Genomic DNA, 19,371 nt, shown 5'->3' on the forward strand with positions numbered 1-19,371 from the left:
ACGACATCAAATCGTCCATTCGTATTCTAAGCAAGGGTATCCTTACGATAATAGCCGAATAGAAGCTTTTCACTCATTATTAAAACGAGAATTTGTCTTTCAAACACACTTCTCAAGCTTTGAGGATTTAATTCTCAGGATTTCAAATTATATTAATTGGTTCAACACTGAAAGAATCAGAACAAGTGTCTAGAAAAACATGTACCAAATATTGACTTAGGAGCAAAACCTCAAATTATGGCCAGTGTTTTAAAATAAAATAATTAGCCTTCTAAGTAAAGAGAATTTAAAGTATGTTATTTTGGCAATAATTTCAATCAAAATAAATAAAACAGATGTTTTGACTTTAAATTCTATAGGCTGTACTATGACTATAAGCCTAAAGGTAATGATATGCATTAGTAATACCTTATGCTTAATAAAAAATATCATGATAAGGAGGAACAAGTTATGAGTAATAAAGATGATAAATTAACTCGTTCAGAAGCCGGAAAAAAGGGCGGGGAAGCAGCCGCTAAGTCACATGATAAAGATTATTATGAAAAAATTGGGAAAAAAGGCGGAAAAGCAACTGCCGATTCTCATGGTGATGACTTTTACGAAAAAAATGGTGAAAAGGGCGGAGAAGCAACCGCTAAGTCACATGATAAAGACCATTACGAAAAAATTGGGGAAAAAGGCGGAGAAGCAACCGCTAAGTCACATGATAAAGACCATTACGAAAAAATTGGGAAAAAAGGCGGAAAAACAACTGCTAAGTCACATGATAAAGATTTTTATGAAAAGATTGGAAAAAAAGGCGGAGAACAACGAAATAAATAACCTTTAGACAAATATAAAATAAACCTAAAAAATAATTATTAATTAATATCGGTCACCTAGTTAAAATAAATTGCCAACTAAGTAACCCCTTAGTGATCACCGATCACTAAGGGGTTACTTTAATTTCAAGTTGTTATTATAGCTAGTACACAGTGCACATAGATTGGACAAGTATAGTGAGCATTTTTATGCTAGTGAAGCTAAAACACTAAGCAAAATTGTGAGAATAAAAGGAGCGCTTATAATTCAACTAATTAAGCGTTATCCGTTAACAACAGAACCACCATTAACATGGATAGTTTGTCCAGTAATATATTTATTTTCTTCAGCTGCTAAAAATAAATAACTTGGAGCTACTTCGAAAGCCTGACCTGGCCTTTTAAGTGCATTACTTTTGCCCCATGTTTTTAGTTGTTCAGAAGTAAAAGTTGCAGGAATCAGTGGTGTCCAGATTGGCCCCGGTGCTACTGCGTTTACCCTAATCTTTTTTTCTAATATGTCTTCATTCTGCGCTAATGACCGAGTAAAAGATAAGATTGCTCCTTTGCTTGCAGAATAATCAACAAGGACAGGTGAGCCTGCATATGCCGTAATAGAAGTAGTGTTTATTATTGAGCCACCCTCTCGAAATAGAGGAAATATTGCTTTAGTCAACATAAACATACCTATAACATTTGTTTTGAAAATTCTTGTGACTTCACTCATTGGAATATCTAAAAAATGTTCGTGAACATGTTGTTCACCAGCATTATTGACAAGTATGTCAACATGACCAAACTTCTGTGAAGTTTCTGCTGTTATTTTTTTAATAAAGCCTTCATCAGCAATGTCCCCTGATAAAACTAAAACTTGGCGGCCTATTTCCCGTATTCTTTTAGCTATATTATTAGCATCTTTATCAGATTCATAATACACTATTACAATATCTGCGCCTTCTTTAGCAAACAAAATCGCAGTTGCAGCTCCGATACCACTATCTCCTCCTGTAATTATTGCAACTTTCCCTTCAAGTTTGTGAGCTGGAATATAATTTGGATCTTCCAGTAAGGGTGCATGCTTCAACTCCTTTTCCGTATCGTTTATCAAATAATCTTTTTTAGGTTCTTGGTCTTTTACCACCACAATCAGCCTCCTTAATAGGGTTAAAAAATATTGGTTTCAAAAACGGAACGTGTATTTAAAACTTAATCCAAGCGTAATGGTTTAGCTTTTTAAATACAAATTCTTTGTTTTGGTAAACATTTATTGTTAAGCTCTACTTATATTCAATAACCTACTATATAAAGCAGTAAAGACGGTGAAAGCTTAGCTGCACTGCTTCTTTTTTAAATTTAATTTTCCCAAGCTCTAAAATTTAAAGCAAGTTCTTAACTTGTCACTAAGGAAGGTTAATAGTATGAACATTTTAATTTGTATAGAAAACTTAAAAATGGATGGGGTTAAAAGAGTTGCCACCGTTGTTGGTAATAGCTTAGCTAAACAACACAATATCTTCTATTATTCATTGTCCTCAGCAGGTTCTTTTTTCCATTTAGAAGCTCCTTTGATTAAAGCCAAACATCCAATAAATTCAGGAAAAAGTTTCCGTGAAGATCTCCCACTAAAAAAATTCAAGTTACAGATTGCAGATTTAAACACAACCATAAAAAAAGAGAAGATCGATATTGTTCTTCTGAATGCAGGACTCTTTACTAGCTTTAGTCCGTTAATAAAGGAAGCAAATCCTACCACTAAATTAATCGCTTGGATGCACAATAATTATAAGACTTATATGAAAGAATACTATCAGGATATGCGGGTTGAATTTATTGCTGGACTTGAAGCGGTGGATACAGTCGTAACTTTAACAGAAAGCGACCTTTTAAAATTTTCAAAACATAATGTTAATACAATAAAGATCCATAACCCAGTTACGCTGGTGTCTAATCATAAAAGTAACTTGAATAAAAACATCATTGCAGCTGTTTGCAGAACAGATGTAAAACATAAAGGACTTGACTATTTGTTAGAATTGGCGCAACGCTTGCCCGATAATTGGCAAATAAAGTTGGCTGGTGATGGGCCTGACAAAGAATGGTTAAAAAATGAGGTTCATAGCAAAAAAATAGAGAAACAATTTATTATTTTAGATTCCTTACCCGACGAGGAATTACAAGAACATTATAGAAATGGCTCAATCTTTGTAATAACTTCTAGGTGGGAGGGATTTCCATTAGTTATCGGTGAAGCTATGAACTTTGGGCTGCCAATTGTGAGTATGTGGAATACAGGTTCACAAGAATATTTACAAAGTGGAAAATATGGAATAATAATCGCAGACCATAATACAGAGCATCTCTACAGAAAACTATTACCATTATTGAAAAATATTGACTTGCGACAAAAATTTGGAAACCTTGCAACACAACGGTCACACGACTTCCGACTACCTTATATTAATGAAAAATGGAATTTACTTTTTAGTCAATTAAATGAGCAAAATTAAATTTAAATTTTCCCTATTCATATGATCAAATATGGATTTGTTTTGGACTAAGTAAGTACAATATGAGGAATTTTTACTCTTTATGGAGGTGAACATAATTTTAAAAAACTATATTTTTAAAAATAAGAAAATACTTGTGGCACAAGAAAAAGAACGGATCGACTGGGTTAGTTTAATAAAACCAACTGCGGAGGAAATAAAATACATTACGTCAAAACATTTTTTACCTAGAGATATTATTCGCGAAAGTTCTAATTTAAATACAGCCTCTCACATTAATTACATTACTAATCTAAAACAACAGCAAATTACTGAAATATTATTGTTATGTGCTGGAGAAGGTACATTTGGGAAAAATAATGTTACTACGGGCTATCCATTACTAATACTACTAGTTGATAGCACAATAATAACCGTTGCTAATATCACCTTGCCTTTTATAGAAAAACCCTCAAAATTAAGCGAAAGTAATAATAGGGAAGAATTAGCTATACACCTTATAAGTGCAGTTTACGAAGAATTTAAAAAACAGCTTCTAAAAATAGAAAGTGAAATAATAGAAGTAGAAAGAGATATTCATAAGCTCCAAACTAACGGCGCTGGTTTAGACAGGCTTGCTGCTTGTCAAAAAAGTATCGTGTTTCTAGAAAGCGCTTTAAAAAGTAACGAAAAAGCCTTCCAATATATTTTAGGACACTATGAAAAACTCTTTTTAAACAACACTAAGTATAAGGACAAGCAATACCAACTACGTATCCAAAGATTGCAAACACTAAAATTAGCAAAAACCCTAACTACCTTAATTTCCCAATTAAGTGACATGTTCAGCAATATCATTTCATATCAGTTAAATATTATTATGAAGATTTTAACAGAACTATCAATTATTATCACTATCCCCACTATCATAGTTGGCCTTTGGGGTGTTAATACTAAGGTTCCCTTCCAATCTTCAATGCCTGGTTTCTTTATTGTATCCATAATTACCGTTATTGCTACCCTGGCATGTTACATTGTACTAAAGCATATAAAATACCTTTGAAACCATGGGGTAAATAAAAGAAAATTAATACAAAAAATAGACCCTCAGAGAGTTAAGTCCGAGAGTCCATGAGTGACGTGGATTGATTAAGTCCACTTTACAAGGTTTAACCCTTGAATATTCCTAATAACCTAATTAAATAATAACATGTGCTCGTGGATAAGTCCATTATGATATACTGATTATTGGCTGCAGTACAAGGCTGATTACCTTTAATTAAACTGTATGCTATGAGGTGAAAACCTTGGATATTTCTATAACCTTGTCAGCTTCTTTAGTTATCCAACTATTTATCATTTGCTTGATATTTAGCAATAACAAGAAGTAGACACAAAAAGCACCTAGATTAATTTCTAGGTGTTTTTTTAATAATACACCTTCAACTTATAATAAGCCTTAACTTCCTTTTTCCAATTATCCAGTATCGCTGACTCTTTAGCTTTTTCTTTTTCTAAAAAACTTATTTTTTGCTCATGCCTATAATCAAATTCATAGTTCTCACATTCATGCTGCAATAAAGCTATTCTTCCAACAGTAAATTCAGCAACTCTAACTAATTCAAAGGCATATAACACATCCAACCCATTTAATTCATGTGCTAAAGAATATTTAACTTTATCACCAAGATCACGTGTAAGTTGCCATGTTTCCTGGTCTATTTCCCTATTTTTAGGTTCAAATTTATTAATACTATCTAATAGCGGTTGTACATACACACGTTGATACATATTGGTAAACCTACATATAATTTTACGCTTTCGCCAACTTTTATAAACAAGCGGTACTAATACAGAAACAACTAAACTAATTAACCCACTATAAACATAGCTCAATACGTAATCCCCCTTTATACACTGTTATATATGTTTATTAATTAAAAAACTACTAATTTACATAAATGATAATTATAACATGCAATAATTGTCTCATTAGTTACACTTAAAAGAAGCAAACTTCGACTTATGTTACGTAAATTGTCTACTTAATAATTTTCTTTAGTGTAGTGAAAAATCAAAGAGCACCCAATAATATTTTTGTCTATGAACTTTATACGTAAAAATAACTTAAAAATTTTAAAATCATTTTGATACTTATCCAGTGTCCACTCTTTTTTATCTGACAAAATATCTATTACAACTGCTTTCTTTGTACCGTGCTATATTTGGAATTCCAAGATGTTTTAGCTTCCATTTCGATATGAAATTAACTTTCATAATGTATTATAAGAATACTAATTTTTTGCCTTATAATAGATAGTTCCAATAGCAAGCAATAACAAATGAATACAGTTTATTGCTAACATCAAATATATGGTTTTACTATCATATAGAAAAAAATAGCCTAGAACAGACCAACTTAAAAACTCGATCCAAGAAAATAATATATACCCGATATACTTGGTATCTTCTAAAAAATTAAAAACCAATGGAATTGATTTTAAAATTATTGGAATATAACGTGCCAATAAAAACCCTCCTAGATGGAAAACTGCTAAAAAGAGAATTCCCGGAACTATAATTGGTCGAGAATAGTTAAACCAATAGATTACAAAACCATTTGGAGCAAAATATGTTGGCAGTCTGGTTCCCAATCGTGACCTAAAAGATAAAATAAGTAACAGCTGGATAATAAATACGCTTCCGGCAATTAATATAAATAGTATTCTTTTCTTGGAACTTTGTTCTTTAATTTCCATAAAGCTTCTCTCTCTTATAACACAAATAAAACCAGAGATAGCAAAGAACTTTTGGATATTTTAGACCTCAAAAATAACTTAACAAAACTTGTTAAAATGCATATCCCTTATTTTCTATTTTAAACAATATTGCTTAGAATAAATTACTTCTATAATATAGCAAACTTGAAGAAATAATGAAGAACTTTAATAGTAATTTGATCATGATTAAAAACACAAAGGAAAAATTACTTGAAGTTGATTTACAAACTAACAGGAACTGTTTTTTGCAATAAAAATAGACCCTCAGAGAATTAAGTCTGAGAGTCCATGAGTGACGTGGATTGATTGAGTCCACTGAAGCGGTGTAGTCTTAATGACTATCTCCATACCTATAGTTATACTATCATGACCTACTTGCTAAGTCCAATATGCTATACTAATTACTGGCTACAGTACAAGGCTGATTACCTTTAATTAAACTGTATGCTAGGTGGTGAAAGTCAAAATGACAATCTCCATACCTGCTACTCTAGTTATAGTTCTATTCCTTTTATGGTTAGAACACAATAACAAGGAGTAGACACAAAGCACCTAGATTAATTTCTAGGTGCTTTTGTTTAATCTCGTTTTAAATTATAATATTTTCTTACATTGCATTCCCAACCATTAAGCCTAGCTAATATTTTAGTATTTTAGCCTTCTAAAAATTCGAATGTCTGATCACCCTTACTCATATCAGTAAACTTATAATCTTTACCAAGTTTAACTATATTTGCTAACTCCGGCTTAGTAAAATCAGCAACTTAAAATTAACTTACTAATTTTCACAATTTCTTAACTTAAATTGGCATAGTTGCTTTCTCTTTAAGATTCTTATTAACTTAACTTTCTGAACTTGTAAATTTCAAGTCCCTTACTTTGAAACTTCGCTTACATTCTCAGTAAGTTATTCAACAAATATGAATAAATAAGTTGACAACCAACATCCGCTGGCTTAGTTTTTAGGAAACCTGAAGCGATATGAGCAAAGTTTTTCCCTTAATTTTGCAGAGAAAAACAAAAAAATAACGTGTAGCTCAGTTTTTGAGGTTTCCCCTCGCTTCACTCACAAGTAATCTAGTTTCAGCTTCTTACAGCTATCTTAACAATTAAGTTTTAAACTCACCAGCAAAAACATGCCCTTACTGTATGTTAAGACTCATTCATGTTACCACTCAAGCCATTAGGCAGCAGCTTCTAGTCTGCAGGTTGGCCCTGAACCCAGCCTACAGATCAGATTACAGAATCTATAGACTACTCATTTATTTTTGTGAAGTTCTGGCTGAGTTCACCAGGTGTCTACTTTTTAGCGTTCATCCATAAGCAGCTGTCACATATCGAAATATGAAGCCTATGTACTACTAACCTATCACTCAGCTTGTCTCCTGAGTTTTGAAAATCACCACATTGAACATGTCGATAAAACATGCTACAATAAGACCATAAATGAAAACTATTGCTTGGGTCTTCAGAGATTGCCGTCTCTGGTGGCTTTTTCTTTTTATGTAGGAGCTTACCTATTAATTTGGGTAAGCTCCTTTTTATTATCTCTATGCTGAAAATATAACACAACGAATTATATAAAACAATAGAATCACTTAAGCTTTATAAAACTATCACATGTTTATTTTATATTTTTATAAAAGTATAAATTTACTTTTTTATGATTTTATGATATTATAATTTTATAAAAGTATAATAAAAGTTTAAAAACACTTTAATATCAAAGTTGATTCGTTTATTATAAAATTATACTTTTCTATTTTTATAATTTTATAAAAGTATATTAGTATAAATTTATAATTAAAGGAGGAGAAAAATAAATGACAAAAGTTATTACCACAGGTAACTTTAAGGGCGGTGTAGGTAAGACCACTAATGCTGTAATGTTTGCTTATACTTTATCTAAGCAAAATAAAAAATGTTTACTAATCGATCTAGATCCACAGGCAAATGCAACTGATTTACTTTTAAATACGATGAGTAGCGTGTATCAAACCAAACCTGTATTTAAAGAAACTTTATTTGAAGCTATAAAACATAAAAATCTGTCTGAAGCATTAATTAATGTGAAAGATAATTTAGATCTATTACCTAGTTACGAAGATTTACAAGGATATGAAAGGTTTTTATATTCAACATTTGATGATGACTACTCACAGGATCACTATTTTAGTACCTTATTAGCAAACATCAAAGACAACTATGATTACATAATATTAGATGTCCCACCTCAGCTTAATAAATTTACCGATTCGGCTTTAGTATCGAGTAACTATGTGATTGTTATTCTCCAAACACAAGAACGTTCATTAAGAGGTGCCGAGAAATATATCGAGCATTTACTTCAAATTCAAGGTGATTATAAACTTGATTTAGATTTATTAGGAGTGTTGCCTGTATTACAACAAAACGGTTCAGAACTAGACTTAGACGTTATAAACGATGCTAATGAAAGTTTCGGGGAACAAAATATATATACTCATAAAATTAAACAAATGGCTCGTTTAAAAAGGTTTGATAGAACTGGAATTACAGATAATGTAAAAGATGTCAATGATAGACGTGTACATGCAGTCTATAAAGAAGTAGTAGAAGAAACAATAAACAGAATGAAAATGTTGGAAGGTGAGTAAAAATGGTGGAAAATAATAAAATAGGACTAGGATCGTTCAGAAAAAATAGAACTGAACGGCCAGTAAGTTTTAACCCTGAAAATTCAGCAGAAGCAAGAAGAACTATGCCAAATGATACAATATTAGAACATCCTGAAAAAAGACTATCATCTAAAGATCTACCAAAGTCAATTCGATTACCCTTAGATACTCATTCTGCTATTTCAACATTAGCAAGTATTCAGAATAAAAAAATCTACGAAGTTGTAACCGATATTGTTGAAAATTATGTGAAGGATTTACCTCCACAGAGTAAAAAGCTTGTCAGAAACAATGTAGAAGCCATTAAAAATTCAAAAGTATAAATTTATACTTTTATAAAAATATAAATTTATAAAAAAGATAAAATCATCTTGTTTTCGCGTATACTAATTCATGTGCAGCTTAAACATAAATATTTTCAAAGAAAAGGGGGTGTGGAAACCTCTTTTTTGTTTTGGCATTAATTTATAACCCATAAAAATCACTTTATATGTCATAATGATAAAAAGATGATATAAAGTTATAATAATTTATACTTTGAGAGGATAAAATTCATGAAGCCAAAAAAGTATTCCAGTCAAAAAACACGTTCACAACATACATATCAATTTTTTAAAGATCGTCGCAATGATCCAGCTTGGCAAGAAGATTTTTTACGTGTTAAAGCAATCCGACGCCGTAATTTTATCCTTAAAATCAGCTTAAGTATCATTATATTGCTAATTGGTTTAACCGTTTATAACGTTTATCAACAAAATGTGACTGACAGAACAGCACTGACTGACAATGTGAAACAAAGTTCCAGTTCTGTAGCATCTTCAACACCAACAGTTAACTCAAGCTCTGAAACAAGTTCTCAGGCAAGCAGCCAAGATAGCAGTACAATTCAAGCACCTGTCGTCATTAGCGATTATTCCCGCTATAATAATTATTCTGGTAATTACAAAGGGTCTGTTGAAACATATTTTTTGGACTTTGAAAAGGGCACACTAACCTCCACTGGTGCAGCAAAACAGCAGCTATTTTATTTTGATAAAGTCATCTTACATCCAGATAATAGTTTAGTAATAAATGTGCATGGTAATTATCACTACAACGCTTATGATGGAAAAGGTGAGCAACAAAAGCCAATGTATTTGAGTATCTTATTAGCACCCGCTAATAAGAAAATTCAAAAAAATTGGCAAACTGGAGCAGCAATTGAAGATGAAACAGATGCTTCTGAAAATCGTTTAGCTTTTGCCACTTCAGATGATAATGGCAAGACATTTAATATGGGGCCTGCCTACACTGTATTTGAAGACAACCTGACAACCTCTACAGAAGGAAAATCCAGCTTAGCACTACTTTACTCCTCAACTGACTAAAGTAGTTATTTAGCCAGTCTATTAGGTTTATAAAATTCAGATTTTATTAATATGGATTTTATTAATATGGAAAGTGTGGAGACTCATAATGAAAAAGGACATTACAGATGATCTAAGAAGTCTATTAAATATAAATGGCTGCACAACTACTCAAATAGATTCTTATATTAAATTTCTGGATGCAAACGGACATATAATGATTCCGATTAGACACTATCCAGATAAAAAAGCCTTGCTAAGAATTCTTTTAGGATCGGATCAGATTGAAGGACTATCTAGCAGAGAATTCAAAGACGGAACAATCAATTATGTAGAAATAAAGTCAAAATAAATAATACGCACCTTCTGTATTTTTTCTTTTAAAGGATTTATCTTTATAAAGAGTAATAAATTACTCAAATACATTTGCTTAAAAGGATAATTTAGATATATGGACGTTAATGTGGAGAACTCAAACAATTCAAATAAAGTAAGTATAAGGAAAATTACCTTTCCCCAACAGCAGCGTCCAATGATCCTAAGATTGAAAAAACTAAAGCTTGATTCAAAAAGGTGTCTAAATCATTTAAAATTAAGGGAAAGGATTACGATATTAGTATAAAATATATAGACGATATCGAATTAGAAATCAACTTTTTAGGTTACCTAATAACTATCCTTAAAAAGAAAACCGCAATATCTTTTACTACATGTCCTTACAATGATAATAAAAAAAACATTGAAAAGGTTAGAGCATTGCAATTATTTAATACCAATGATCCTAGAAATAGTGTTTGTTCTTATGAGACGGCCACTGTAGAAAAGGGTGCTGCAACAGATGATGGATACCCTCAATACACTTTAAAAAGTAATTCTGGCATTTTAAAAAAATTTCCAAAAATTTTAACTTACTACAAATTATGGCCCTGACTTTAATGATAATGTTTCAAATTACTTTATGGCTAAAATAATCGACTTTCATGAAAGAGAACCATTTTCAAAGAAAGATTTTTTAATTAAGCACTTTTATAATAATGAATTTTTTAAGAAAAACTAAATCTAAATAATCAAGGAGTTAAAAACAATGGAATATTTTACTTTATATCATTTGATTTTGAGAAATACTGCAAAAGGCAATGTAAAAAAAGCTCAAACTTTATTAGATGAGTTGAGCAAGGAGAAGTTCGTAAAAGATAAATTACAATTAAAATCAGTTTCAACTTATGCGCTAGTTAATCAAACTTTAGAAGTATTAAATAACCTTATTGATGAAGGTAAAATAAAAGGGAGTTATAGAGCTACTAAGCAAGGCAATATTTATTTATTAAACGGACTAACAACAGTGGGTTATAAAGAACTGAAAACATTAGAAAATAATACAACTAGAAATAAAATTTTAGGATATATTGAGAAAGAGGGTATTCCAACCAATGTAAATGGTATTTCAAAAGTAATTGCCCACTTTTTCCAAAAAAACTAATTTAACGGTGGTTACACCTTATTTCAGAACAGTAATCAAAATAAATAAGACACTAACCTCCAATGGATAATGTCTATTTTTGTTTGTCTGCATACTTTTTTAAAACAGTAATGACTAAACGTTTAAATTATTAAACGTTCTATTAAGATAATATTTTTATTGCTTAATTTTTAGAATATAATTATCTTGTTAAACTTTTAAGGGAGAATAATATAGCGTCCAGGAAACCAGAAAAACTGATAATAATTGGGAATGGTCTTGATCTACAATGTGATCTCAGATCAAAGTTTGATGACTACTTTAATGGATACGAAAAAATTGTTGACGAAAAAAACGCTTAAAGCTAATTGAAACTACTTTTCAATACTTCAGGATTGCCAGAAATATACACGGTCAGTTAAGAAGTCACCCAATTATAGGTATTGATTCAAAAGACATTTCACCTGATAGTCCTGTGTTCCGTTTCACTAAAACTTATCGAATAATGACACTTGTCAATGAAAAACAGGATAAGCTTCTACCTAAATCTATTAAAACAATTGCATTTTATGGCTATTCCTTAGCTCCTACTGATTATTCCTATTTCCAATCAATTTTTGACTACTATAATATTTACGAAAATGATATTACACTTGTGTTCTATTATTAAATATATGATGAGAGTAAGGCATTAGAGATTAGAAGAACGCAATTCAACAGCGTTTCTCGATTAATCAACGAGTATGGCGCTACCTTCCATAATGAAAATGGTAAAAATTTAATGCATAAAATGTTATTAGAAGGTCGCTTAATTATCAAGGAAATAGAAACTAGATGATAGTAAATATTAGTTAAAAAGATATTCAAAATAAAAACCAGTAATAGTTAATTAACTGTTACTGGTTTTTGGGTCTAAACTTTCTTGAAACTATTCTTTGAATTCGTTTGGATATCATTTCAATTGATACTCATTACGTAGTTGATATTTAAGTTATTGTGAAATTAGTTTCTGTTTAATGCGTCATTGTCCTCTTTGGTGTAAAAAATGTTATCATAATTGTGGTGCGCTATACATAGTCATGCCTGCATTATTATTTTAGGTACACAATCAGTCGTGTTTTTTTATATATATGATTATAAAAAATATCGGTGCAAAAACAATAAATATTAAACTTATAAATATCCTCTTTGCTAAATCATACACCCAACCAAACATATCATCATAAGCCATAGTATAATCTGATGTATACTCATACGGGTTCACGTTTACTCCCTTTGTTGACCATTTACCTCCCTTATGATGTTGTGACATATCTTGATGATACATATCCAAAGCCTTTTGTTTATAAGATTTTTGTTGATCATCAGAATCAGATGCTTTAAACCATTCATTATGCAGGTTACGAAAAAAAGGTAATGTTATTAATGTAATAAAAAAATAAATTTGATAATATTCAAATTTATATTTGAATGGAAAAAATTTCAATGCACCTACATACATTAAAATGCAAATTAAGCAAAACAGTCCTAACAAGAAAAATCTGAGTAGTCTTAAGATTAAAATAATATTTTTTAACATAATAAAGCTCCTTAACCTCGGATAAACTTACAATCTTTCTTTAAGATAATCAAAAGTTTCTTCTATTTAGCTTAAATTCCTACAAAATTTTCATATAATAAATACCTATTTTCAGATGGAATGTCTAAAAAGCTAAAAAAATCGTCATCAAAAAAAGCTCCAGAAGCTGCACATTCAAGTCCACAAGCTGTCGTTGTTAAATAGAGATTTTGGGAACTATGCCCAGCTTCGATATTCATAAATCTATATGATCTATCCCCATATTTAGAAAATGAGTATTTACCATTTCCAACCATATAAACTGAAAAAAAAGAATTTTTTGCTTGTTTTACTAACCCAGTAATATGTTCATACTCACTAAGTCTAAATCTGTCACGCACCGTTTCTAATGTATTATTATAAGGATTAAATAAATATACTCCACAAGGAACTTTAGATACACTATTTACCACAATGTATATCTCTAAGGTATTAAGACCTCCTTCAGTAGGATACGTATATTGAAAACATTTGCTTTGCGAAACTAATCCTTCTGAAACATTAGAAATTCCAAATGAATACCTTACTATCTGCGAGAATATCGCAAACCCCAATGGGGTTTTTATTTTTGGAAGATTACTATTGGTCCTTCTTTTCATTAAACATTCAAACAAACCGTTTTTATTAACAGTCATTTCTTCTAAAGGATACAGTTTAATGCTTTTGTTACGGTACCTTCTATAGATAGCATTTACAGCAAAACAATTTTTTTTAAAATCTGGGTCAATAAGCGTATGATTTATTCTCCCCTGTAATGAAGAAATGTTAATATCATTCAATGATGTATTTGCATGAAAAAAATCAACAATATTATTATTGCTTGAAAAAAATTTTCCCACCATAATTCTCACTTCTTTCTCGAATCATCTACAAAGCTAACTTACTTTAACAAGTTCTTATTAATATCTATATAATTTCACAAATTTGTTCTCTAACATTGTATTAGATGAATATATAACACGATTCATTAAGAGTGGAGTAACTATACGAAAACAAAACCAGTTCAATTCGTTAATTATTATGTTAACTACTATCCCTGCTAGAAGCGGAGATATTAGAATATTTTGCTCATTTTCTTTAGGAAATTGAACATTGCATTTTGACAAGCTTGTAAAAGGAGCAGTTTTTTTAGGTACATATAATGGTCCCACCAAATATGATTGAGCATTCAAGTTAGCATATATCACGGGCACATTATGTACTATTGCAAAATGTTCCAGAAAATAATTTTTATCATTTTTTTTAAATTTATTTATATTACCATAATCTAGCGAAATTATTAAGTTATATTCCTTATTTTTGATTATATCTTTAAATTTCGTTCTATCATCTAGATTTATAGCTTTATTGTTATGATCATTTATTAGGTGACTGATTCCCTTATCAAACAAATTATTATTGATATTGTTGAATATGTATGTGAAAAAAATGTTTTTATTTATTTTAAAACTTTCTTTTATCGTTAAAAGCTGAGTTATATATACGTCAGATAATACAAGAACCTGTATCTTTTTATTAAATTTACAAAGTTGAGCTGGGTAATTAATAGTATCCAAAAGAAAATTACTACTTTCTTTTATCACTATTTTCCTTCTTAATAGTTTTTCAAATAACTCTTTAACCTCATTCACACAACAACCCGATTGCTCTGCTATTTCATTTATTTTTATTGGATAAAAAAGTTTATCATAGCATGCTCCTATGTCAATAAATGGCACAACTGTTGAGTTATGTCGCTTTTCTGTAATCAATGAAAGTGGTCATTTAAATCTATAATTAATTTTTTAATCTCGTCACGAACCTTACGGAATACTTCTAGTTGCTCTTCTAATGTTCCTGTTGCTTGCGCTGGGTCAGATAAAGGCCAGTGTAAACTTTTTGTTTGCGGGGGAAGCATAGGACATTTATCCTTTGCATCACCACATAAAGTAATAACTAAATCTGAAGTATTAAAATACTTTAGATCAATTAATTTAGAGTAGTGGCTACTAATATCTACTCCGTCTTCAGCCATAACTTTAACAGCATTTGGATTTAGTCCATGCGTTTCAATACCCGCGCTTTCTATCTCAAAAATATCGGGCGATAGTATACTTTTGGCATATCCTTCAGCCATTTGACTGCGACAAGAATTTCCTGTACATAAAAAATAAATTTTTTTCATTTTAAACCACCACCGATTTAATTTGTGTAACATCATTATACACAATAAAACTTAAATGCAATGTTTCAATGCCTATTAAGGTAATATAACATTAATCATCAATAGGTAAATTACTAGTTATCCTGTATAATAGTTCAAGTAGAGAAGTTAAGGCGGTGGCTATTTCCTTAAAGGGGGTGGTGCTTATGGTGTAAAAACTATAAACTCACATTCTAGGAAAGGAGTAGCCCAAGTGTCCGTTTCGGACGCTTTACAATTAATGCTGGCTTTCGGTACTTTTATCGTGGCCTTAATCGCATTAGTTGTTGAGTTGATTAAAAATCAGCAAAAAAAATAACCGCCTTAGCTCTGGCAAGCTAGCGGTTATTTAATCGTATTAAGTTATGCCACCGTCTTAAACGGTTCTACATGGGAAGTCTTGTTCAAGCAAGGCTTCTTTTTCTGCTTCTATTATATCATGTCTGTAAAAAATTGGGTAGTAAGGTATTTTTCAGCTTATTTTTTATAACAAATCTATTTCGTGTCTTATAAAGGCTATGAATTTTTTATTTATTTTTGTATTTTTTTAAAATGGGTTCAACTAATTCTTTCTTGGATTGCACTTTCCTTATCTTTAAAATATCCTAGCTCGTAGCGTATATGTTTTACTGTGATATAGCTACGCCACCTCTTATCACGTTTACTATAAGAAACCCCTGTTACACCACTAGAATTATTTGCCTTTAATTTGTCGCTTGTTGCTAGTTCCAATATAGATAGTTTAGTATTTTTTTCACGACCGTCATTTTTTCTAAAAGTTTTTTTTATCTTCTCTTGTATCTTTTCATCTTTGTAAATATTTTTCCATTTTTCTCGTGCCTTCTTTAATTGACAACCACAACTCTTGGTAGTTCCTTGAATAAGTTTTGTGCTTGCCACGTCGGTATAATTACCACAATCACATTTACAAAACCATGTAGTACCCGATCCCTTCTTAACACCAACGGATTGTCTTAAAACTGTAAGCATTCCAAACCGTTTACCGGTCAAATCTTTGAAATTAAGTTTCGCAAATTTAGCCCTATTCTCTTTATCCAAGCACCCACAACTTTTAGTAATACCTGCCAGTAAATTACTAGTAGTCACCTTTGTTTTATTACCACAATCACATTTACAAAACCAAAAAGCAGCATGCCCTTTTTCTGGACTTTTCTTTTCAACTACTAATCTGCCAAAACGTTTCCCAATTAAATTCGGAGTAGGTACTCTCATTCAAATCATCTCCAAACGTATATTTTCATTCTTTTCTGAATACTTTATTGATGAATATTTTTGAGCAAGTTACTAACACAAATAAAAAGCATAAAGGGGCAACAACTAAAACACTTAAAGCTAAAACTTGACCAATATTTATTGAGTTTGGAAAGTTAACTAAACTAGTTAACAAAACTCCTAAAAGCATTCCGACTATAACGGCAATCAATAGCAGGCCAAAAAACATACCGATCAAATTAGATTTTTTTATCTTACTATTCCTATTCATTCAAATTCCTCCTTAGTTTTTCTATCTTCTTATTTGTTGAGCTTCTTTTTTCTCTGGTTGTTTAACTTCCGGATTTTGTTTGGCAAAATCTTTTAACTGTTTTTGTGTACGGTTGCTTATTTCTTGGTGTACGTCATTAAGCTGGTTCTTTAATTGATTTTTTTGTGCTTGATTAGTGGTTTGTTGTAAATCATTTTGCAGTTTTAAGTAAGTTTTGTTAAGTTCTGCAACTGGTGCTTTTTTAATATCTTTTTCTTTAGTGTTTGTCACTTGATTGACCTGTTGTTGTTTCTGTTGCAAGCCTAGTTTCTCGGTTAACGTGTCGCTAAGATCAATCACTTTATTACTGACCTTCTGAATTTCACTTAATGCGTTATGAATCAAGTCCTTATCTTCAGCCCATGTTGCCACATAACCTAAAGAGTAGTTACTAGCAACTTAAATTACAAGTGCATGCCACCGTCCTCGTGCCGATTACGAGTTTGATGTTGCCGCTTCTTTTTCGTCATTTCCCACTCGGTATCTTTTAAGCCACGCTCTTGTTTTTGCCGTTTGTAATCTTCATCACGGGCATATAGGGCTGCCATGATAGCGTCACTAAAGGCCGTCTTTAAGTAGTAGCTTGGACTAACTGGCTTATAGTTCAATGGTTGATAATGTCCGATATTTTCTTTTCGGTATTGATCGTCTTTGGCTTGTTGCTCTTTTAACTGCTTTTGGATTTTTTCAATCTGGCTGGTCTTAATAGTCGGATCGGCTTTACACTCACCCAGAAAGATTTGTTTAGTTCCGTCATGCTTTAAGACCCGTTGCAAGTTATGATTTTCTAGCTGATCTAAGCTAAGCTGCCCCGACAAATAAGCTAACCCTAATTGATGTTCTTGGGTACTGAAAACCTTTGGCGGGTTTTCTTGCCACTGTTCCATTGTTTCAACCTTGCATGGCTTTAAGGCTGGATTATAGTACATCACGGCTGTATAAGCCTGTTCTTGTCTAACTAGTGAAAGATCATCTAAATCACCATTTGGAAAGGCTCTTTTCATCACCATTTGGAAAGGCTCTTTTCAATACTTCATGGTATTGCGTTTGAATGACTTGCTTAACTGCCATGATTGTCCGTAGGTCTTTGACTGCCCTCGTAATCTTTTGTTGTTCTGCTGGTGAATACTTTTCTAGCAGTCCTTGATCGACATGTTCTAGACTTTCTAAGCTATCAGAGTGGATCATCAGCGTATATTTCAGATCGATTTTAACTTCCTTTTCTTGTTGCATTAATAACTTAAAACCAACGTATGGCCGCTTAGTAAAGGTCAATAATTGTTGGGTCAACAAATCATCACGAATGTTCATTAAACGTTCGTTTAATTCACTACCCTTGAAAACTGTTTGCTCGCTATCGGTTTCCTTAATTAATTCTCGTCTTTCCGCTTGCGTGGTCTGTGCAAAATTAAGCTCTGGATAAAGTTTTTTCGTAGTGCGATCGACCACTTTATTTAAGAGTTCATCTGCTTTTTTGAGTGAGCTTTCTTGTTGGTTAATTGTCAATAATTGTTTAGTCACATCTTCACCAACCGCATGTTTAATTAAGGTGCTGTTTTTCCAATTAAATAGCATGCGCCGTTTATCATCTAAGTTCTCCAAACTGATATAAGTTTTCAGTTCATGGCTTAACTCTTTAACTACCCGTTTTTCATTAAACGAGAAGTGTTTACTTAGGCTATCTAAATGACCTCTATTAATTACTTTTTCTTGGTTGTTTTTATAACTGGCTTTGGCCTTGCGATAGTTCTTTACTTGTTGGTTAAATTCTTTTCTTTCATGCCGCTTACTATTGATTCCCTCATGTTGAGTTGGTGTATCATCTATTCCCTGCTCGATAAATGATTTTTCACTGATCCGATCGGAAATATTTTTTTGCTCTAAAATTTGATTTACACTAGCCGCCCAATTGTGCCGCCATTCAGTTATTTTTTCTTTTTTATCCCAATCAACTAACCACAACTTTCTTGATCTTGGAAAACGACTATTTCCCGTATAAGTCTTATTCCCATTTTCATCTAATATGTTTTCTCTTTTGCTTTTCAATCCCCATGTTCCGTCTGGGTTAAATGGACGGTTAGTTAGCATAACATGAGCATGCGGATTGTCTGGGTGATCTCTATGAATTGCCACATCAGCAACCATACCTTCATCAACAAAATTTTCTTGTACATATTTTTTCAATAATTCTTTCTGTTCATCTTCACTTAATTCAACTGGTAAAGCCACGTTAAACTCTTTAGCGTACCGTGAGTTTGCTCGACGGTCTTTTCTTTCAACTTCGTTCCATAATTTCTCTCTATCACTCGCCCATTCTGGTGCATTCTTTGGTGTCAAGATAAAGCTTTCTGGCATAACCGACCGAGCATAAAAATAACTTCGACCTTCTTTTTGATCGAATAATTTTTCGCCACTTCGATAACTCGCTCCAGCAATTGCACTTCTTCCTTTTCCAGCACTAATATTACTAAAGCTCATGTGAAAAATTGCCATGTCGGTC

At 31.7% G+C, this 19,371-nt stretch carries 20 protein-coding genes and 2 pseudogenes; 11 read left to right on the top strand and 11 right to left on the bottom strand.

The features are described from left to right. On the top strand, positions 1-193 hold a 193-nt coding region (locus FD46_RS10060), incomplete at its 5' end, for an IS3 family transposase (RefSeq protein WP_157047057.1). A gap of 257 nt (positions 194-450) precedes the next feature. After that, positions 451-822 (top strand): general stress protein, encoded by a 372-nt coding sequence (locus FD46_RS00005; RefSeq protein WP_010078379.1) that lies wholly within the window; start codon positions 451-453, stop codon positions 820-822. A 261-nt stretch (positions 823-1,083) separates the two neighbouring features. Here the strand turns inward: FD46_RS00005 and FD46_RS00010 are convergent, their stop codons facing one another. Then, positions 1,084-1,941 (bottom strand): SDR family oxidoreductase, encoded by an 858-nt coding sequence (locus FD46_RS00010; protein ID WP_003687917.1) that lies wholly within the window; start codon positions 1,939-1,941, stop codon positions 1,084-1,086. 277 nt (positions 1,942-2,218) lie between these two features. On the opposite strand from FD46_RS00010, the gene FD46_RS00015 reads away from it, so the two are divergent. Both FD46_RS00015 and FD46_RS00020 read left to right on the top strand, forming a co-directional pair. Further along, a complete protein-coding gene (locus tag FD46_RS00015; RefSeq protein WP_057895190.1) occupies positions 2,219-3,307 on the top strand; it encodes a glycosyltransferase in 1,089 nt (362 codons plus the stop codon). A 136-nt stretch (positions 3,308-3,443) separates the two neighbouring features. Beyond that, positions 3,444-4,349 (top strand): magnesium transporter CorA family protein, encoded by a 906-nt coding sequence (locus FD46_RS00020; protein ID WP_235805511.1) that lies wholly within the window; start codon positions 3,444-3,446, stop codon positions 4,347-4,349. Between the two features lie 365 nt (positions 4,350-4,714). Here FD46_RS00020 and FD46_RS00025 read toward each other — a convergent pair whose 3' ends face one another. After that, positions 4,715-5,182 (bottom strand): hypothetical protein, encoded by a 468-nt coding sequence (locus FD46_RS00025; RefSeq protein WP_057895191.1) that lies wholly within the window; start codon positions 5,180-5,182, stop codon positions 4,715-4,717. 398 nt (positions 5,183-5,580) lie between these two features. Continuing rightward, positions 5,581-6,045 carry a hypothetical protein gene (locus FD46_RS00030; protein WP_057895192.1) on the bottom strand — a complete coding sequence of 155 codons (465 nt, stop codon included), beginning with the start codon at positions 6,043-6,045 and terminating at the stop codon, positions 5,581-5,583. Between the two features lie 1,844 nt (positions 6,046-7,889). Between FD46_RS00030 and FD46_RS00035 the strand changes: the two genes are divergently transcribed. The 6 genes from FD46_RS00035 (at position 7,890) to FD46_RS00060 (ending at position 11,549) form a co-directional block, all read left to right on the top strand. Then, on the top strand, positions 7,890-8,702 hold the full coding sequence (locus tag FD46_RS00035) for a ParA family protein (protein WP_057895193.1): 813 nt from the start codon (positions 7,890-7,892) through the stop codon (positions 8,700-8,702). A 2-nt stretch (positions 8,703-8,704) separates the two neighbouring features. Next, a complete protein-coding gene (locus tag FD46_RS00040; RefSeq protein ID WP_057895194.1) occupies positions 8,705-9,046 on the top strand; it encodes a hypothetical protein in 342 nt (113 codons plus the stop codon). 231 nt (positions 9,047-9,277) lie between these two features. After that, positions 9,278-10,090, top strand: a complete 813-nt coding sequence (locus FD46_RS00045; protein WP_057895195.1) for a hypothetical protein — start codon at positions 9,278-9,280, stop codon at positions 10,088-10,090. A gap of 88 nt (positions 10,091-10,178) precedes the next feature. Beyond that, complete coding sequence (locus tag FD46_RS00050; RefSeq protein ID WP_057895196.1) at positions 10,179-10,421, top strand: hypothetical protein; 243 nt, start codon at positions 10,179-10,181, stop codon at positions 10,419-10,421. 221 nt (positions 10,422-10,642) lie between these two features. Further along, positions 10,643-10,999, top strand: a complete 357-nt coding sequence (locus FD46_RS00055; RefSeq protein WP_057895197.1) for a hypothetical protein — start codon at positions 10,643-10,645, stop codon at positions 10,997-10,999. 154 nt (positions 11,000-11,153) lie between these two features. Further along, a complete protein-coding gene (locus tag FD46_RS00060) occupies positions 11,154-11,549 on the top strand; it encodes a hypothetical protein (RefSeq protein WP_057895198.1) in 396 nt (131 codons plus the stop codon). Between the two features lie 1,087 nt (positions 11,550-12,636). On the opposite strand, the gene FD46_RS00065 is transcribed toward FD46_RS00060, so the two are convergent. The 4 genes from FD46_RS00065 to arsC form a co-directional block, all read right to left on the bottom strand. Beyond that, entirely contained in the window at positions 12,637-13,107 is a 471-nt protein-coding gene (locus FD46_RS00065; RefSeq protein ID WP_057895199.1) for a hypothetical protein, read from the bottom strand. A 71-nt stretch (positions 13,108-13,178) separates the two neighbouring features. After that, positions 13,179-13,988: a SagB/ThcOx family dehydrogenase gene (locus FD46_RS00070; protein ID WP_057895200.1), complete on the bottom strand. Its 810-nt coding sequence runs from the start codon at positions 13,986-13,988 to the stop codon at positions 13,179-13,181. 57 nt (positions 13,989-14,045) lie between these two features. Further along, positions 14,046-14,897, bottom strand: a complete 852-nt coding sequence (locus FD46_RS00075; protein ID WP_057895201.1) for a hypothetical protein — start codon at positions 14,895-14,897, stop codon at positions 14,046-14,048. Then, on the bottom strand, positions 14,894-15,310 hold the full coding sequence (gene arsC, locus FD46_RS00080; RefSeq protein ID WP_046870756.1) for an arsenate reductase (thioredoxin): 417 nt from the start codon (positions 15,308-15,310) through the stop codon (positions 14,894-14,896). Before arsC ends, FD46_RS00075 begins: the two co-directional genes overlap by 4 nt. A gap of 232 nt (positions 15,311-15,542) precedes the next feature. On the opposite strand from arsC, the gene FD46_RS00085 reads away from it, so the two are divergent. Then, the gene (locus FD46_RS00085) at positions 15,543-15,647 is read left to right on the top strand and encodes a putative holin-like toxin (RefSeq protein ID WP_046870757.1); all 105 of its coding nucleotides are present in this window, start codon (positions 15,543-15,545) and stop codon (positions 15,645-15,647) included. 239 nt (positions 15,648-15,886) lie between these two features. On the opposite strand, the gene FD46_RS10455 is transcribed toward FD46_RS00085, so the two are convergent. From FD46_RS10455 to mobQ, 4 genes and pseudogenes are all read right to left on the bottom strand, one after another. Continuing rightward, positions 15,887-16,561 (bottom strand): hypothetical protein, encoded by a 675-nt coding sequence (locus FD46_RS10455; protein WP_235805512.1) that lies wholly within the window; start codon positions 16,559-16,561, stop codon positions 15,887-15,889. A 25-nt stretch (positions 16,562-16,586) separates the two neighbouring features. Continuing rightward, positions 16,587-16,832: a hypothetical protein gene (locus FD46_RS00095; protein WP_057895202.1), complete on the bottom strand. Its 246-nt coding sequence runs from the start codon at positions 16,830-16,832 to the stop codon at positions 16,587-16,589. Positions 16,833-16,853: 21 nt separating this feature from the next. After that, positions 16,854-17,264 (bottom strand): annotated as a pseudogene (locus FD46_RS10460) (hypothetical protein); the annotation flags it as partial. Between the two features lie 11 nt (positions 17,265-17,275). Further along, positions 17,276-19,364 (bottom strand): annotated as a pseudogene (mobQ, locus tag FD46_RS00110) (MobQ family relaxase). Positions 19,365-19,371: the final 7 nt, after the last annotated feature.

The organism is Liquorilactobacillus oeni DSM 19972, from assembly GCF_001436275.1.
GTDB lineage: Bacteria > Bacillota > Bacilli > Lactobacillales > Lactobacillaceae > Liquorilactobacillus > Liquorilactobacillus oeni.

Excerpts from the sequence above, each read along its gene's own strand:
- FD46_RS00030 (WP_057895192.1), bottom strand. The coding sequence starts at position 6,045 with ATGGAAATTAAAGAACAAAGTTCCAAGAAAAGAATACTATTTATATTA.
- FD46_RS00045 (WP_057895195.1), top strand. The coding sequence starts at position 9,278 with ATGAAGCCAAAAAAGTATTCCAGTCAAAAAACACGTTCACAACATACA.
- FD46_RS00095 (WP_057895202.1), bottom strand. The coding sequence starts at position 16,832 with ATGAATAGGAATAGTAAGATAAAAAAATCTAATTTGATCGGTATGTTT.
- FD46_RS00005 (WP_010078379.1), top strand. The coding sequence starts at position 451 with ATGAGTAATAAAGATGATAAATTAACTCGTTCAGAAGCCGGAAAAAAG.
- FD46_RS00015 (WP_057895190.1), top strand. The coding sequence starts at position 2,219 with ATGAACATTTTAATTTGTATAGAAAACTTAAAAATGGATGGGGTTAAA.
- FD46_RS00070 (WP_057895200.1), bottom strand. The coding sequence starts at position 13,988 with ATGGTGGGAAAATTTTTTTCAAGCAATAATAATATTGTTGATTTTTTT.
- FD46_RS00065 (WP_057895199.1), bottom strand. The coding sequence starts at position 13,107 with ATGTTAAAAAATATTATTTTAATCTTAAGACTACTCAGATTTTTCTTG.
- FD46_RS00035 (WP_057895193.1), top strand. The coding sequence starts at position 7,890 with ATGACAAAAGTTATTACCACAGGTAACTTTAAGGGCGGTGTAGGTAAG.
- FD46_RS00050 (WP_057895196.1), top strand. The coding sequence starts at position 10,179 with ATGAAAAAGGACATTACAGATGATCTAAGAAGTCTATTAAATATAAAT.
- FD46_RS00060 (WP_057895198.1), top strand. The coding sequence starts at position 11,154 with ATGGAATATTTTACTTTATATCATTTGATTTTGAGAAATACTGCAAAA.
- FD46_RS10455 (WP_235805512.1), bottom strand. The coding sequence starts at position 16,561 with ATGAGAGTACCTACTCCGAATTTAATTGGGAAACGTTTTGGCAGATTA.
- arsC (WP_046870756.1), bottom strand. The coding sequence starts at position 15,310 with ATGAAAAAAATTTATTTTTTATGTACAGGAAATTCTTGTCGCAGTCAA.
- FD46_RS00040 (WP_057895194.1), top strand. The coding sequence starts at position 8,705 with ATGGTGGAAAATAATAAAATAGGACTAGGATCGTTCAGAAAAAATAGA.